10 protein-coding genes are annotated in these 18,050 nt (G+C 47.7%); 8 read left to right on the top strand and 2 right to left on the bottom strand.

The window, feature by feature from the left end:
• Positions 1-47: 47 nt before the first annotated feature.
• Together HQ865_RS21945 and uxuA are read right to left on the bottom strand one after the other, a co-directional pair.
• Positions 48-992 carry an SPFH domain-containing protein gene (locus tag HQ865_RS21945; protein WP_173416957.1) on the bottom strand — a complete coding sequence of 315 codons (945 nt, stop codon included), beginning with the start codon at positions 990-992 and terminating at the stop codon, positions 48-50.
• A gap of 142 nt (positions 993-1,134) precedes the next feature.
• Entirely contained in the window at positions 1,135-2,322 is a 1,188-nt protein-coding gene (uxuA, locus tag HQ865_RS21940) for a mannonate dehydratase (protein ID WP_237073536.1), read from the bottom strand.
• Between the two features lie 549 nt (positions 2,323-2,871).
• Here uxuA and HQ865_RS21935 point away from each other — a divergent pair.
• The 8 genes from HQ865_RS21935 (at position 2,872) to HQ865_RS21900 (ending at position 17,940) form a co-directional block, all read left to right on the top strand.
• Positions 2,872-6,000, top strand: coding sequence for a SusC/RagA family TonB-linked outer membrane protein (locus HQ865_RS21935; protein WP_237073534.1), 3,129 nt, complete (start codon positions 2,872-2,874; stop codon positions 5,998-6,000).
• A 7-nt stretch (positions 6,001-6,007) separates the two neighbouring features.
• Positions 6,008-7,531 carry a RagB/SusD family nutrient uptake outer membrane protein gene (locus tag HQ865_RS21930; protein ID WP_173416956.1) on the top strand — a complete coding sequence of 508 codons (1,524 nt, stop codon included), beginning with the start codon at positions 6,008-6,010 and terminating at the stop codon, positions 7,529-7,531.
• A gap of 3 nt (positions 7,532-7,534) precedes the next feature.
• A complete protein-coding gene (locus HQ865_RS21925) occupies positions 7,535-8,242 on the top strand; it encodes a fasciclin domain-containing protein (RefSeq protein WP_173416955.1) in 708 nt (235 codons plus the stop codon).
• A gap of 78 nt (positions 8,243-8,320) precedes the next feature.
• Complete coding sequence (locus HQ865_RS21920) at positions 8,321-10,780, top strand: glycoside hydrolase family 2 protein (protein ID WP_173416954.1); 2,460 nt, start codon at positions 8,321-8,323, stop codon at positions 10,778-10,780.
• Between the two features lie 53 nt (positions 10,781-10,833).
• On the top strand, positions 10,834-13,401 hold the full coding sequence (locus HQ865_RS21915; RefSeq protein ID WP_173416953.1) for a glycoside hydrolase family 95 protein: 2,568 nt from the start codon (positions 10,834-10,836) through the stop codon (positions 13,399-13,401).
• Between the two features lie 8 nt (positions 13,402-13,409).
• Positions 13,410-14,393, top strand: coding sequence for an alpha-L-fucosidase (locus HQ865_RS21910; protein WP_173416952.1), 984 nt, complete (start codon positions 13,410-13,412; stop codon positions 14,391-14,393).
• A gap of 11 nt (positions 14,394-14,404) precedes the next feature.
• Positions 14,405-16,534 (top strand): glycoside hydrolase family 31 protein, encoded by a 2,130-nt coding sequence (locus tag HQ865_RS21905; protein WP_173416951.1) that lies wholly within the window; start codon positions 14,405-14,407, stop codon positions 16,532-16,534.
• Positions 16,535-16,755: 221 nt separating this feature from the next.
• Positions 16,756-17,940 carry an alginate lyase family protein gene (locus HQ865_RS21900; RefSeq protein WP_173416950.1) on the top strand — a complete coding sequence of 395 codons (1,185 nt, stop codon included), beginning with the start codon at positions 16,756-16,758 and terminating at the stop codon, positions 17,938-17,940.
• Positions 17,941-18,050 lie beyond the last annotated feature (110 nt).

Below are 18,050 nucleotides of genomic sequence, written 5' to 3'. Positions count from 1 at the left end.
CAAACTACGAGATTGCCAAGCTATCGCTCGCAATGACAAGTTGTGTATTACTTCGCCTTCGTCTTATCCACGTGCAATTTATCCAGCGCCATCATTTCTTTCATGGTGCGCTGCATGTTATCGGTAGATCCGTCAAGGAAGATCACGTTGCCTTTAGAGTTTTCTGAAAAATGCTTGATGGCTTCGGTCCACATAGTGAACAGGATCACCGAGGTATCCATATTGGCGTCCTGCATTTCCTTGGCGGCCACGCTCATACCCTTTGCCACTTCCTCACGGAAAAGGGCGATACCCTGGCCGCGCAGTTGGGCTGCCTGGCGTTCGGCCTCGGCGGCAATTTTAATGGCGTTACCTTCGGCTTCGGCGCCTTTGGTTTTGGTGATCAGGAGGGCCTGGCCTTCGTTCTCGGCAGCGGCTTTCAGGTTGTTTGATGCTACCACCTGGCTCATCGATTTCATGATCACGTCATCAAATGTAATATCGTTCAATTGCAGGTCCTGCAGGTGGTAGCCCCAGCTTTCCAGTATCTGGTCTAATTGCTCTTTCACGTGTTCCACAATGTCGCGGCGCAACACCAGCACATCAGCCTGGCGCTTGGTGGCCACAAAGGCGCGGATGGAACCCTCTACGGTGCGGATGAGCGCCTGCATCAAGTTGCGGTCGTCCACAAATTTAAAGGCCACGTTTTTAATGGTCTCCTCTTGCTGGTCGAGTACCGAGTACAGCAGCATGGCCTTAAAATACACATTGGCCTGGTCCACAGTTACGGCCTGGAACTCCAGTTCCACCGAGCGGTTTTGAGTAGATATCTGGGCATACATTTGCTCAATAAATGGTATCTTGAAGTTCAGTCCCGGCAGCAGGATGCGGCGGTATTTGCCAAAAACAGTGATCACCCCAACGTTACCCTGCCTGATGGTAACAAACGACATGGACAGGACAATGAGGGCGAGGAATAAAATGATGAGTAAGGTGACAAAGCTTGGTGACATGTTGGTTTATTTAAGATTAGCGGGATATAGGGGTTATGTTATCTATGATAAAACTAAGCATTTTTTATTTCAGAAAAACATCATTCAACCATAAATAAAAAAGCCGGAGGTGGTGATCTCCGGCTTTTTGTTATTGTTCAGTTTATAGGCTTCGGTTAATCCCTAACTCTAATCCGCGTAGTTCCGCCAAACCGCGCAGGCGGCCGATGGCTGAGTAGCCCGGGTTGGTTTTCTTGTTCAGGTCATCCAGCATTTGGTGGCCATGGTCAGGGCGCATCGGGATGTTTACCTTACGGTCTTGCATCACCTTTACTACCGCCTTAATCACACTGTACATATCTACATCGCCTTCTAAGTGGTTATCCTCGTAAAAGTCGCCATGTTCATTGCGTTTAGTGCTGCGCAGGTGCAGGAAGTTGATGCGATCGGCAAATTGGGCTACCATAGCGGGCAGGTAGTTATCAGGCCTTACGCCAAACGAACCGGTGCAGAAGCATAAACCATTATTAACCGATGGCACGGCGGCAATCAGCGCTTCAATATCGGCAGCTGTGCTTACCACGCGCGGCAGGCCAAGTATAGGGTACGGAGGATCGTCCGGATGTATCACCATATTGGTGCCACACTCATCGGCCACAGGCACCACCTGCTGCAAAAAGTAAATTAAATTGGCACGCAGGCGGCCGGCGTCAATGCCTTTATAAGTATCCAAGGCCGCCTGGAAGTTTTCCAGCGTAAAGCTTTCCTCGCTGCCCGGCAGGCCGGCTATAATGTTGCGCTGTAGTAATGTTTTGTCGGCATCGCTCATGCCCTTAAAACGTTCTCCGGCGCGGGCAATTTCGTCCTTTGTGTATTCGGCTTCGGCACCCGGGCGTTTCAGGATGAATAATTCGAAGGCCATAAAGGCCGCTTTTTCAAACAGCAGGGCTTTAGAACCATCTTCAACCGTATAAGCCAGATCGGTGCGGGTCCAATCCAGCACGGGCATAAAATTATAGGTGATGATATGGATGCCGCATTCGGCCAGGTTGCGGATGCTTTGCTTGTAATTTTCGATGTATTGCAGGTAACCGCCGCTTTGGGTTTTAATAGCTTCGTGTACCGGTACGCTTTCTACCACATTCCATACCATGCCGGCATCGGCTACTATTTGCTGGCGTTTTTTGATCTCTTCTACCGTCCACACCTGCCCGTTGGGGATATGGTGCAACGCGCTTACCACGCCGGTGCAGCCCGCCTGGCGGATATCAGCCAAACTCACCGGGTCGTTAGGGCCATACCAGCGCATGGTTTGTATCATTTGATAAGGAGTTGAGGCAGATCTGCTCATGATTTTTTATGGTTTTTACGTACGGCTCAAAAATATAAATACTGAAGAAACTTTAGCTATTTGCTATTAACACGGTGTTATGCACAATTAACCTTAATATTCCTTTTTTATCGCCAAAGTGATAAAATAATGTAAACATGACGGTTATTTTTTGGCTCCATTTTTTTGTCATATTCACATTATTTTACGCAACCGGTTGTTAAAAATGATAAAGAAAAAAGCCTTATCCTGAGTATTTGAAAAAAATCATGCGGGGCTTAAACCTTTTAATTTCTCAGCTATATATTCATAAAATTGCAAAAACATCAAATTTCACTGCCAATAAAGCTGAATGTTTAGCTAATAATATTAAATAATGCTTTTGAATTTATGATGTAATTGCTTTCGCCAATTTATTAACAAACAAAACCAAAGCCCATTAGAAAATTCATCTGATTTTATCTGATCATTCAGTCAGACTGTTTGTCAGCCGGTTTACATACCGTTTTATCCTGTCGTAAACCATCAAACCAATTAAATTTTTTAAGCTAAACGCTAAAACCAAAGTATATGAAAAGAAGATGTACTCATTTTTTATTTAAACCCGATCCCCTACGATCACAAAAAACCAATTGGAAGAAGGGATTGGGCTTTTTGATGCTTCTGCTGCTGATAAATATAGCGGCATTTGCACAAAGCATCAAAATTACCGGTGTTGTTAAAGACAACAAAGGCGCTACCCTGCCCGGGGTAAGCGTAAAAGTGAAAGGAACCACTATTGGCTCACTTACCGATATTGATGGTAAATACAGCATCAATGCACCTAACAGCCAGGCGGTACTGGTATTCAGCTATATCAGCTATGTATCTAAAGAGGTGACTGTAGGCAATAACAAAACCATTGATGTAACCCTACTGGATGCTACTACCGATTTGAACGAGGTAGTGGTAACCGGCTTTGGTGAAACTGTTAAAAAGAGCGACCTTACTGGCGCGGTTGGAACAGTATCTGCCAAACAGATCGAGCAACGCCAACCGGTAAACATTTTCGAAGCCTTACAAGGCCAGGTGGCCGGCGCATTAGTAGTAACCGATAACGGCGACCCTAACGGTACCGGTACCATCCAGATTCGCGGTATCTCCAGTATTAACTCGGGTAACGGCCCGCTTTACATCATCGACGGTGTTACCAGCGACAATGCCAACTTTGTTAACCCGGCGGATATTGCCTCTATAGAAGTTTTAAAGGACGGTGCCAGTACTTCAATTTATGGCGCGCGCGGTGCTAACGGTGTAATTTTAATTACTACCAAACGTGGTAAAGAAGGTAAGCCACAAGTTAACGGTAACTATTACATTAACTTTGGTAACCTGGCCCACTTACTGCCAACGGTATCATCAAAACAATTAAGATACTACAGGGCTTACCGCGGTGATAGTAACAACGGTGGCAACGTAGACTCAATGAACCACTACCTTAACGCCGATAACGACTATCAGCAACTGTTGTTTAAACAAGGTGTTAAGCAGGTTGCAGGTGTAAGCATCAGCGGCGGCTCTAAAGGTTTAACTTACTATACCGGCGTTAACTATACCGATGATAAATCCATCATTATTAACAGCTATGGTAAAAAACTGCAAACCAAAATTAACGTTGATTACCAGCCCGGCAATTTCAGGATCTTTAACTCGCTGACCTTTGCTTATCAAACCGGTAATACCGTGCCTTTGTTTAATACCTTAAGGCAGCTGTTTGAACGTAACCCATGGACATCCATCTTTAAACCCGATGGTACTTATGCCGGGTATATCGAATCTAAACGTAACCCGGTGGCACAAGCCCTGTTCTCTACCAATGCCGATAAAAACTATACGGCACAGTATAGCACACAGGCCAGCTACCAAATTTCCAAGGATTTTAAAGCCACCATACTGTTCAACGCCCAGTTAGATAACTTCAATAACACCCAGTTAAATCCAAGCTCGTTAACTTCGGGGGGCACAGGTTTATCAACAGGTGGCAACGATCTGGAGAATAAGTTCTACTGGGAAACACAAGGTTATCTGAACTATAACCACACCTTTGGAAAAGACCATGCCGTATCTGCGGTAGCGGTTGTAAGCATGGACAGGCAGCGTAATGATGAATATAACATTAAGCTAAACAATTACCTTTCCGAGGCAATCTTAAATCCGTCTGCAGCTACTATTTTAACAACCAGTACATTCCCGGCAACGGCACATACAGACCAATCGGTATTCACCCGTTTAGGTTATAGCTACAAAAGCCGTTATATTGCGCAGGGTACCTATCGTCGCGACGGTTCTTCGCGCTTTGGTGTGAATAACGTGTTCGGAAACTTCTTCTCGGGTTCGGTTGCATGGCGCTTTAGCGATGAGAAGTTTATGAACTTTTCTAAAAGTTGGTTAGATGACGCTAAGTTCAGGGCAAGTATCGGCCAAACCGGTAACGACCAGATCGGCGATTACAACTCATACACGCTGATGAACTTTGGCGATTCGTACGGTGATGTGCCGGCTGCCTATATCAACACCACACTGGGTAACTCAACCATTAAATGGGAAAACGTGGTGACCAAAAACCTTGGTATGGACCTTACCTTCTTTAAAGGCCGCTTAACCATTACACCAGAGTATTATATTAAAACCACTACCGGTTTATTATACACCAAAGACCTGCCGCAGGAAACCGGCGAAAAAGTGGTAACCGTTAACTTAGGCTCTATCCAAAATAAAGGCTGGGAGTTTACCGTGAGCGGTACGCCGATCCAAACCAAAAACGTAAGGTGGAACATGATCGGGAACATCTCGTTCCAGCGTGGTAAGATCCTTTCACTGGCAGACCATACCTCGTTCATATCAGGCAACAAATGGCTGATCGAAGAAGGCGGCAAGATCGGTAACTTCTACCTGAACAAAAACCTGGGCGTATACCAGTACGATGTATCAAACGCCTATACGCCGGATAACCAGCGCCTAACCCCTGTGGGTGTTAGCAACAATGGTACAACCGCTGCCGGTTATACTTTAAACGGCCAGCCTTATACCGGTACCATCAAGCAAAAAACCTACAACGGCGTAGTGCTGCAAGGTGGCGATACCGAATGGCTGGATGCCAACAACGATGGCCAGATTGATGATGCCGATAAAGTGATTGCCGGTAACGGTTTGCCAAATTACTTCTTTGGTATCACCAACAACATCAGCTACAAGCAGTTTAACTTAAGCTTCCTGTTTAACGGCCAGATAGGTAACATGGTGTATAACACCACAGCCAACGCTCAAAACGCGTTTACATCAACCTATTCGCCACCAACTGTAGATGCGGTATTAACATCATGGCAAAATGAGGGTGACATCAGCAAATACCCGCTGTTTACCCGTAAAGACACCCGTGGCAGCATCCGTACCGGCTATAATAGCTTGTATTTAGAAGATGGTTCGTTCATCCGCCTGTCGAGCGCCAGGTTTACCTACACGCTTGATAGCAAATACGCGCAAAAGATAAAGGCCCGCAACGCCAGTGTGTATGTTTACGGATCTAATATCTTTACATGGACCAATTATTCATGGTTTGATCCTGAGTTTACCAATTCAAACCCAATTCAGCCAGGCGAAGATACCGGCAGGTATCCAAAACGCCGCGAGTTTGGTGTTGGTATAACCCTTAATTTTTAATACGACGATGACAAGAAGAGTTTTAAATATTGCAGTGTTAAGCATTTTAGTAGTGCTTGCAAGTTGTAAAAAATCGCTGGTGGAAAAACCTTTAACACAGGTGCCGGTGGGTGATTATTTTAAATCGCTTAAGGATGTTAACGCAGCCATGTCGGGCATTTATGTGTCTTTCCAGACAGAGATGATCGGCGATGGCGTATCCAACGTGGGTGGTAAATACCATTACTGGGGCGAAGGCCGTTCAGATAACTTCGACCGTTCGCAGTATTCTAACGTACAGATCCGCGAACTGGCCCTTAACCAGATCAGCAATACCAACAGCACGGCGGATTGGTCGGGTTTATACCGTACTATCAACCGTATTAACCAGTGTATATTAAATATCCCGCTGGCGGCGCAGATTGATAACAACGTTACACCAACCATTGTAAATAATGATTTAGCCCAATGCTATGCGCTGCGTGCCGAGTGCTATTTCTATCTTACCCGTATTTGGGGCGATGTAGTGGTTTTCACCGAGCCATATACCGATATTACGCAACCGGCCGCTTTACCGCGCACACCAAAAGATAAAGTAATATCCGACGTAATTTTAGCCGACCTGACCAAAGCATATAGCCTGATACAAAAAAGCCAAACGCCTAATATCTACTACATTAACGAAGGCGCCATTTGCGCTATTATGGCCGATGTTTATATGTGGAAGAAGGATTATCCAAATGCTATTGTTTGGTACAAAAACCTGTTTAAGGCAAAGGGTGTAACCGCCAAACTGTATGCACCAAGCGGAACCCCTGTGGCAGGCGACCTGGAAACACAGGCCAACTGGAAAAATGCCTTCCTTGCGCCAAACACTTCTGTTGAAGCCATCTGGAGCATTTTCTGGAATCAAACCATCGATGGATGCGCATGTATCCCTATCAGCGTACAGAACAACAATAACCCTATCCGGGTAGATTCGCTGATCACTGTTAGATGGAAAGCCAACAAGCAGGATACACGTGTTTTAAAAACCATTGACACCTTGCCAAATACTGGCCATGTTGATAAGGTTTATAAGTATTATAATCTGCCCGCTACTGGCCTCCCTGCCGGATTGATCCCGCAATCATTAAACGTATTCCTGCCCATGTATCGCATGAGCGACGCGGTATTAGGATATGCTGAAGCATTAAATTATACCGGTGATAAAACCACCGCTTTGGCTATGCTGAACCTTACAAGGGTACGTGCAGGCTATACCGCGCTGGCAGCAACCGACGCATCAATTGCCACACAGGAAACTTTTGAAGATGTGATATTACAGGAAAGACAATGGGAGTTATTTGGCGAAGGCAAACGCTGGTTTGATATTGTGCGCACTAACCGCGTAAACAAAATAATGGATCCGTTCATTAACTACCGTCAAAAACGCGTTGATCCGGCAAGCAATGTTGGTTTTGGTACCGATCTTAATAAGATCTTATGGCCGATACTACGTCAAAACCTTGAGGATAACCCACAATTAGTTCAAAACCCTTCTTATTTTTAATATATGAAAAGGAACAACATATTAAAATGGCAATACGCGCTTTTAGCTGTATTAGCTGTCGCTACTTTATCAAGCTGTACCTTGTTCGGCTTAAAAAAACAAACTGATTTTCACCGCCGTACAGACGATACCGTTGATGCGCATATCAATATGACTGCTTGGGCTTATATTAAATCTCGCGGCCTGCAAAGCCCGGTAAAAGCTGATACGCCGTTCGCGCTCTTTCAAAGGGTGATCATCTATTCGGGTATCGATACCAATGAATATATCAAACCCGGCAGAACATTTATTTTCCCTAACGCGGCATCTTGCAAGGCGGTATGGGCAGCCTTTACCACTGCAACCAATGCCGTCGGTAAAAAATGGCAGGACTATCCAAAGACGGATCTGAAGAATTACCTGTCCTACCTGATCATTGACGGACAGTATTCGCACTACAACCTGCCAATAGCTGATGTTGATATGAAAACCCTGGCCCCTGCAGGCACTTATACAGCTGTTCCGCCGGCGTTCCAGATCAAGAACCTGGCAACATATCCAAATGCCACATCGGTAATGCGGATGAAGGTGCTTAATTCATCACCCTCAAACACAAGCGATTATCCGCTGATTATAAACGGCACAAACACTGTAATAACCAGCGATATACTGGCCACCAATGGCGTTATCCAGGTAGTAAGCACCGCGGTTTCGCCTGCTATCGTACAATAGCCCTATAATTATTCTACCGGGCCGGTTGTCATTTACGTAAATGACAACCGGCCCGTTTTTGCGTTTTATCTTTATCCTGTGAAAAAACTAAGCTCCATCCTCCTTTTATTAGCAGCTACTTATAGCGGCACGCTTTACGCGCAACAGCAAACACGCCTTAACAGCAACTGGGAATTCGTTAGGCAAGATCTTGGCGGCGTTTGGGAAGCCGTGCGCCCGGTAACACCCGGCAACCCCGAAAGCCTGCCCCTTTGGGATAAGGTAAACCTGCCCCACTGCTTCAACGCCCGCGATGCTGTTGACCCCGATGTAAACTATTACCAGGGCCCGGGATGGTACCGCACCCAACTGGATGTCAGCAACCCTTACGCCAACGGCCGCACCCTGCTGCACTTTGAGGGCGCGGGACAAAAGACAGATGTATATGTGTACACCACCAAAGTGGCATCGCATTTAGGTGGTTATGATGAATGGACGGCTGATATTACCAAAGCCGTAGCCGATTTTAAAAAGACGGATGTATTTAAAAAGCAGTTCAAGGGGAAAGTGCCGGTTGAGATCCGCTGCGATAACTCGCGCGATCTGGAAACTATCCCATCACAACTGTCTGACTTTAATGTTTACGGTGGTATCTATCGCTACCTGAATTTAGTGTATGTTCCGGCCCTGTCGTTAGATAAAGTTTTCGCTTCCGCGGATGTGGATAAGGCGGGCGCATTAGGCAAACTGAATATTAAAGCAAGGTTTTATAATCCTGCTAATGCCACGTCGGCCACAGGAAAAATTGAAGTGACCGACCCGCAGGGTAAAATGGTATCAACATCAACCTATAATTTAAACCAGCTGAATGGCGATGTGCCGGTTGGCAATTTCCAGGTGAAGAGGCCACAACTATGGTCGCCTGCTAACCCGCTGCTTTACACTGTTACGGTTACCGCTGTAGCTAACGGACAAACCTATACCCAAACCGCAAAAGTGGGGTTCCGCAATTTTGAATTTGTTGATAAGGGCCCTTTTATGCTGAACGGCAAGCGCCTGCTGCTGCGCGGCACACATCGCCACGAAGATAATGCCGGCGTGGCCGAGGCCATGACCGAAGACATGATGAAACAGGAAATGCAGCTGATGAAGGATATGGGTGTAAACTTTATCCGTTTGGGGCACTACCAGCAATCGCGCGTTATATTAAACCTGTGCGATAGCCTGGGCATTTTGGTTTGGGAAGAAGAACCCTGGTGCCGCGGCGGTTTAGGCGGCGATGTTTATAAAAACCAGGCCCGGACAATGCTCACTAATATGATTGAACAGCATTATAACCACGCCTCCATCATCCTTTGGGGATTGGGTAATGAGAATGATTGGGCCGGCGATTTTCCCGAATTTGATAAAGAGAAGATCCGCGCCTTTATGAGCGAGCAGAACGACCGTGCGCATAAGCTTGACCCGTCCCGCAAAACCACCATCCGCCGCTGCGATTTTTGTGCCGATATTACCGATGTGTATTCGCCATCTATCTGGGCGGGCTGGTACCGCGGCATTTATACCGAGTACAAGCAAACCAGCGACGAGGAATTTAAAAAAGTGAAACACTTTTTCCATGCCGAGTGGGGCGGCGACAGCCATGCCCTGCGCCATTCGGAAAACCCGGATAATGCCCTCAGCAAAGTAAAAACCGGCGGCGGTACCGATGAGCGTTTAGGCGATGCATCGCTAATTGGCGGTGCAGCCCGCGTATCAAAAGATGGCGACTGGAGCGAAAGTTATATCTGTAATCTGTTCGACTGGCACCTGAAGGAGCAGGAGACCATGCCCTGGCTAACAGGCTCGGCATTTTGGGTGTTTAAAGATTTTTCTACGCCGATACGCCCGGATAACCCCATCCCCTACATGAACCAAAAAGGTGTGGTGGAGCGCGATATGACGAAGAAGGAATCGTACTACGTGTTCCAATCGTACTGGGCCGATAAACCCATGGCGCATATTTATGGCCATACGTGGCCCGTGCGCTGGGGCGAAGCTGGCGAGCAAAAGATGGTAAAAGTTTACTCCAACTGCGATGAAGCCGAACTGTTTGTAAACGGCAAAAGCCTTGGCCTGAAAAAACGCAATAGCCAGGATTTCCCGGCGGCGGGGCTGCGCTGGCAGGTGGTTTTCAACAAAGGAGCCAACAATATAAAGGTAGTTGCCCATAGGGAGAAAACTACAATAACCGACGAAATTACACAGGAATATCAAACTGATAAATGGGATAAACCCGCGCACTTAACGCTTACAAAAATTGCCGATGTTGACGGCAAAATAACCGTACAGGTAAAACTGACCGACAGCAAAGGCGTGCAATGTTTGGACGCGGTAAACTGGGTCAATTTCTCGCTGGCGGGAGACGGCAAGCTACTGGACGATCTGGGCACATCAAGCGGGTCGCGCAAGGTGCAGGCTTATAATGGCCGGGCTATCATTAGTCTGCAAACAAATGGCGGCAAAAGCGTGGTGGGTGTATCATCGCCGGGCTTGCCAAGTGTGTTTTTAAACCTATAGATCAAAATCGGTAGAATCACTTCCTAATCGGTGAAATCTCAAAAAGAATAAAAATGAAACATCTGCATAAAGGGGTTTTATTGCTAACCAGTGCGCTGGGCCTAAACACGGCCATGGCACAAAGCAGTAACACAAATTTAAAACTATGGTACAACCACCCGGCCAATGCCTGGGAAGAAGCTTTGCCATTGGGTAATGCCACTACCGGCGCTATGGTTTTTGGGCGGGTAAATTTAGAGCGTTACCAATTGAACGACCATACGTTATGGTCGGGCGGGCCGGTGCCGGGGAACAACCCGCTTGGGCCGGAGCATCTGCCCGAAGTACGCAAAGCCGTTTTTGATGGCGAATATGAAAAAGCCGCCCTGCTTTGGAAAAAATACCTGCAAGGCCCATACTCCGCGCGTTACCTGCCTTTGGGTGATCTGCTGCTGAATTTCAATTTGAAAGACAGTACCGCCACCGGCTACTATCGCGATCTGGATATCAGTAAAGCCACCTCCATTGTAAAATATACGGTTAACGGGGTTACTTATACGCGCGAAACGTTTATAAGCTATCCCGCAAAAACCATGATGGTGCGCATTACGGCTGATAAAAAGGGGGCGATAAGTTTCGATGCCAACCTCATCAGCAAGCTGCACTTTAGCACATCTCCGCAAGGGAATAATTTACTGGTGCTGAAAGGCAAAGCCCCAAGCTATGTAGCCAACCGTGCCGATGAAAAAGACCAGGTGGCTTACGATAAGCCCAGGGGCGAGGGCATGACTTTCCAGATCAACCTGAAAATTAAAAATACCGGTGGTAAAGTAAGCGCCGCGGGCAATGGCCTGCAGGTAAGCAATGCCGATGAAGTAACCCTGTACCTAACCGAAGCCACCAGTTATAACGGCTTCGATAAATCGCCGGGACTGAATGGTAAAAATCCCGCTATTGAGGCAAACGCTAACCTGAGTAAAGCATCAGCCCAAACATTCGCGCAGTTAAAGGCTGGTCATATGGCCGATTATCAGCATTTGTTTAAGCGGGTTTCGTTTGATCTGGGGACGGATGCCGCCATGGCCAAACAACCAACCGACGAACGCCTGAAGAACTTTAAACCGGCCAATCCGGATAAGCAACTGCAAACGCTTTACTACCAGTTTGGCCGTTACCTGCTCATCAGCAGTTCGCGCCCGGGTTCGCCACCGGCCAATTTACAGGGTATCTGGTGCGATGCTGTGCAACCGCCATGGGGCAGCAACTATACCACCAACATCAATACCGAAATGAACTACTGGCTGGCCGAGAATACCAACTTGCCCGAATGCCACCAGCCGCTCTTTGATTTTTTAAAGGAACTATCGGTTAACGGTGCCATCACCGCCAAAACCAATTATGGCATTACCGAAGGTTGGGTAGAGCATCATAACTCCGATATCTGGGCAAAAACATCAACCGTAGGCAATTACGATATCGACCCCAAAGCAGCCCAACGCTGGAGCGCCTGGCCAATGGGCGGCGCCTGGATGAGTTTGCATTTGTATGATCATTACCTGTTCACCGGCGATAAGGAATTTCTGCGCAAAACCGGCTACCCGCTAATGAAAGGCGCGGCCCTGTTTATGCTCAACTGGCTGGTGACCGATCCCAAGACCGGCCTATTGGTAACCAACCCATCCACATCGCCCGAGAATACGATGAAAAAGGACGGCAAGCAATATGAGGTAAGTATGGCCACCACCATGGATATGTCCATCATCCGCGAGTTGTTCAGCAATTGCATTAACTCGGCCCAGGCTTTAAATACCGATGTCGACTTTGTGAAACGGGTTAAGGCGGCTTATACCAAACTCTATCCTTTCCATATTGGCCAGGAGGGGCAATTGCAGGAGTGGTTTGGCGATTTTGACGACCCTAAAGATACACACCGCCATATTTCGCACATCTTCAGTTTATTCCCCGGCAGGCAGATCTCGGTATTTAATACGCCGGAACTGGCAGCGGCGGTAAAGCAGTCGATGATCTTTCGTGGCGATGTAAGCACGGGCTGGTCTATGGCCTGGAAGATGAACTGGTGGGCCCGCCTGCACGATGGCAACCATGCTTATAAAATACTGGGCGCCGCCTTTAACTATATGGACCCGTTAAAGCAAAAGGAAACCATGGGCGGCGGCGGTACATTTCCTAACCTGTTTGATGCCCACCCGCCATTCCAGATAGACGGCAACTTTGGCGGCACCGCCGGCATGACCGAAATGCTGCTGCAAAGCCAAAACGGCGAAATGGAACTGCTGCCCGCCCTGCCCGATGCCTGGGCCGATGGCACGATAAAAGGCATTAAGGCCCGCGGCAATTTCGAGGTGGGTATCAGCTGGAAAAAAGGCAAACTAACATCGGCTACCATCAAATCAAACGATGGCGGTAACTGCCGCCTGCGCACGCCAGGGCCGGTGAAGATAGTAGGTGTGGCATCAACCAAAGCATCGGGCACAAATACCAACCCGCTGGTGCAAATGCCTGTTGTGCCTGTTTACGAAAAGAACAATAAGAACCCATTGGCCGATATCAGTTTTAATAAGGGTTATGTGATAGACTTCAAGACCGAAAAAGGGAAAACGTATACCATCATCCCGCAATAATAAAGCATATGAAAAGGGTTTTAATGATCGTCTTAATACTTGCCACATGGGTTTCGGTCCGGGCACAAGACCGTGCCGCATGGATGCAGGATGCCAGATTTGGTGTAATGACACATTACCTGCCCGATTGGCTGAAGCAGACCGAGAACCTGAGCATCGATGTAAAAAAATGGAACGAACTGGTTGATAATTTTGATGTAGAAGGATTGGCAGACCAGGTAAAGTCTACAGGAGCCAATTACATGATATTTACGATCGGGCAAAACTCGGGATACTATGTATCGCCTAATAAAACGTACGACCGGATAGTTGGCATTAAACCCGGCAAATGCTCGCACCGGGATCTTATCGCCGATCTGTCGGATGCTTTGCATAAACGTGGATTGAAGTTTATAGTATACCTGCCATCGGGTGCGCCAAATGGCGATTCGGTTGCGAAGAAAGCCCTGCAATGGCAAAATGGCGCGCACCCCAATAAAGAGTTCCAACACAATTGGGAGCAGATCATTCGCGAATGGTCGTTGCGCTGGGGCACAAAGGTAGATGGCTGGTGGTTTGACGGTTGTTACTGGCCTAATGTAATGTACAGGAGCGAATCGGCCCCTAATTTTAAAAGCTTTGCCGCAGCCGCCCGCACCGGGAACCCCAACAGCGCCATCGGTTTTAACATGGGCGTAATGTACCGTATTACCAGCGGTACACCATACGAGGATTATATAGCCGGCGAGATAAACAAAGATGACCAACTAAGCATCAACAAACCTTACGATGGTAAAATTGATGGCGCACAAATACATGTGCTTAGCTTTTTAGGCGAAAAGTGGGGCATGGGCAACCCTCGCTTCACAACAGCGCAGGTTATTGGCTACAGCCAAAAATTATGGGATGTAAAAGGGGCCATGACCTGGGATGCGCCTATCCAAAGCAACGGGCATATCTATCAGCCATTTATCAATCAATTAACCGAAGTGGGTAAAGCTTTAAAGAAATAAATACCATTAAAATGAGATCCCGATATATTTTACCGCTGCTTTTTATAGTTTGCAACGTAACTGTTAAAGCCCAATCCATCACCTGGGCACAGGTACAACCGGGTGTTTGGAAAGGCATTATCGGCAAGCCCGAAGCATTTAATTTGCTTAATGCCGCGGGTGCTATTCCTTATACAGCAGGTTTGCAGCAAATGGGCAAAGCAGCATTTCCTTTAGCCCAAAGCGATATTGCCGCGCGTGTATCGGATGGTAAAACCTACCTGTGTTTCCCTTTAGATAAAGCCGAGCAACTGTTTGGCTTCGGGCTGAATTTTCAAACCGTTTATCAGCGTGGTAAGATCCTTACCCTGCATGTAGATAATTATGCCGGTAAGGATAACGGCCGCACGCACGCGCCTACACCATTTTATGTATCGAGCAAAGGTTATGGGGTGTTTATTAACTCGGCTCGGTATATTAATGTGTATGCAGGTACGGCAGTACGTCGCGACAGTAAAACGCCCGCGGTAGTGCAGGACAGGAACACGGACAAAAACTGGTCGTCGCACCCTTATTCAGACGCGGTGGAAATGCTGGTGCCTGCTGCCGGGGTAGAGATCTATGTGTTTGCCGGCCCGACAGCTATGGACGCCGTGCGCCGTTATAACTTACTGAATGGCGGTGGCTGCCTGCCACCACGCTGGGGTTTGGGTTTTACCCAGCGTGTACAACGCTTAACCGACGCGCAAGGCGTAGCCGACGAAGCCAAAGCTTTTGAAGACCGCGGCTATCCGCTCGATTTCATCGGGCTGGAACCCGGCTGGCAAAGCAAATCGTATCCATGCACTTTCGAGTGGGATAAAACCCGCTTCCCCGAGCCGAAAAAACTGGTGCAGGATATGCTGCAAAAAGGCATCCGCCTAAATTTGTGGACCAACCCCTACATCTCGCCTGAAGCGCCTATTTATAAAAGTATGCTGCCCTATACCGGCACGCATACCGTTTGGAACGGAGCGGTACCAGACTTGACCATGCCAGCCGCCCGCAAAATATTTTTCGGCGAGTTATTTAAAAACAAGGTCGATATCGGCATCAGCGGTTACAAAATGGACGAGGTAGACGGCGGCGACACCTACCTGTGGCCGGATGTAGCCACATTCCCATCAGGACATAGTGCCGAACAAATGCGCCAAACTTATGGGCTGATGATGCAGCGTTATACTTACGAAATGTACCACCAGCGCAATCAGCGTACTTTCGGTTTGGTGCGTGCATCCAATGGCGGCGGTTCATCATTCCCGTATGTCATTTATAACGATTATTATAACCACGAGGATTTCATCACCGCCCTCATCAACAGCGGTTTTGCCGGGACCTTGTGGACGCCGGAAGTACGTGCATCTAAAACAGCCGAGGAATGGCTGCGCAGGTTCCAGTCGAATATTTTTTCGCCGATGGCCATGATCAATGCCTGGTCGAGCGGTACCAAACCCTGGACATTCCCCGAAGTTGCCGAACAGGTGAAGGCGCTGGCCAACCTGCGGATGCAGATGATGCCTTACTGGTACAGCGAGTTTGCCAAATACCATTTCCAGGGCATCCCGCCATTCCGGGCCATGAATTTAGAGCCGGGCTTCACCATTACCGAAGCCAAAAAGGAAAATAAGAAAACCAACCTGGAAGAAAACCCTTACGAGGAAGCCACTACCAAAGAGGTAAAAGACCAATACATGGCCGGCGAATACCTGCTGGTAGCGCCCATGTTCACCGGGCAAACAAGCCGCAAAGTAATACTGCCCAAAGGCAAATGGTACGATTTTTACACCGGCAAATACGCAGGCAACGGCGAGGTAATTACCGTTACACCGGGTTTGGATAAGATCCCTGTTTATGTGAAGGATGGCGGCGTGATCCCGATGATGCCCGCCATGCTGCATGCGCCAAAGAATGGCCAAAAGGTGGATATAGAAGTGCGCTACTATGGCGAAAAGCCGGGCAGCTATTTGCTTTATGACGATGACGGTGAGACCTTTGATTATGAAAAAGGGGGGTATTCGTTCCGCGAAATAAAAGTGACGAAGGCCGGTGGCAGTATATCGGCGGCGAAAAAAGGCAAGCCCGATAATGTGGGTAAGGTGACGTTTAAGATGATGACGGAGTAAGAGGAATGTCATGCCGAACTTGTTTCGGCATCCCATCATACAGGTAAGCACCAGCGAAGACTTTGCACATGAGATGCCGAAACAAGTTCGGCATGACTTTTTGACCCTTGCGCTCGTCTGTGACGAGTGCTTAATATGGTTCAGCGTCTGCGACGCCATAGGCGATGCAATCGCCATACAGAATGAAGCGCTCGTACAAACAAGCGCAGGAATTTATTGATATGAAAAAACTAAAAATAATATTCAGCAGCGCGCTGTTTATACTGTGCGCACTAAGTGTAAGTTCGTGGACGCACGAAGTAAAAGACGATATCAAACAGCAAATAACCGCCACACTGCGCAAACAAACGCTGGCCGAAGCCGCCTGGGCCTTAACGCAAAAGCCCATAACCGTTACCGCCGAGAGTTGCCCGAGAAGCGCAGGCGGGAAGCACGATTTTTACTCGGAGGGCGATTATTGGTGGCCGGATGAGAAGAACCCCAACGGGCCATACATCCAAAAAGATGGCATGACCAATCCCGATAATTTTGTGGCGCACCGCCATGCTATGATCCGCTTTAGTCAGATCATCGGCGCGCTGGCATCGGCCTATAAAATTACTGGCGATGTGAAATATATAAAAGCAGCGCAGGTACACCTGCGTGCCTGGTTCACCGATCCCGAAACGCTGATGAACCCGAACCTGCAATATGCGCAGGCTATAAAAGGTGTGGCGACAGGCCGGGGCATCGGTATTATCGATACCATCCAATTGATGGAAGTGGTACAGGGTTTGGAAGCCATGGAAGCATCGCCCGCGCTGGATAAAAAACTGCTGGCGGGAGTGAAAGATTGGTTCAATCAATACATTACCTGGCTAACCACGCACCCTTATGGCAAAGATGAGATGAACGCCAAAAACAACCACGGTACCTGCTGGTGTATGCAAACGGCCTGCTTCGCCAAATTTACCGGGAACAAAGCGGTATTAAAATTTTGCTCGGACAGATTTAAAGAAGTGTTGCTGCCTAACCAAATGGAAAAGGATGGCAGCTTTCCGCAGGAGTTGAGACGTACCAAGCCTTATGGTTACTCTATTTTTAACCTGGATGCCATGACCACCCTGTGCCAGATATTAAGTACACCCAAAGATAACCTGTGGGAATTTGAACTTCCAGATGGCCGCAACATTAAACAAGGGATCGTTTTTTTACAGCCCTTTTTAGCTGATAAAAACACCTGGCCTTACCAGCACGATGTGATGCACTGGGAAAGCTGGCCGGTAGCACAACCCGCGCTGGCATTCGGGGCGTTGGCGTATCACGACCAATCGTTTTTAAACACCTGGAAAAAGCTGGACCACGACCCTAAGGATGAGGAGATCATCCGTAACTTGCCGGTGAGGCATCCGTTGATCTGGTTTTAATTTGGGCACGAATTATATCGATGAAGGATTTAAACGAGTTTCACGAATTAGGGATCCTTATAAATTCTAGCAACTACGATTTGTAAAATTCGCTCAATTCGTGAAAGTCG

The sequence above is a fragment of the Mucilaginibacter mali genome (assembly GCF_013283875.1).
Taxonomy (GTDB): Bacteria; Bacteroidota; Bacteroidia; order Sphingobacteriales; family Sphingobacteriaceae; genus Mucilaginibacter; species Mucilaginibacter mali.
Note: the sequence above shows the minus strand (reverse complement) of the source record. Positions and strands in the feature narration are given on the sequence as shown.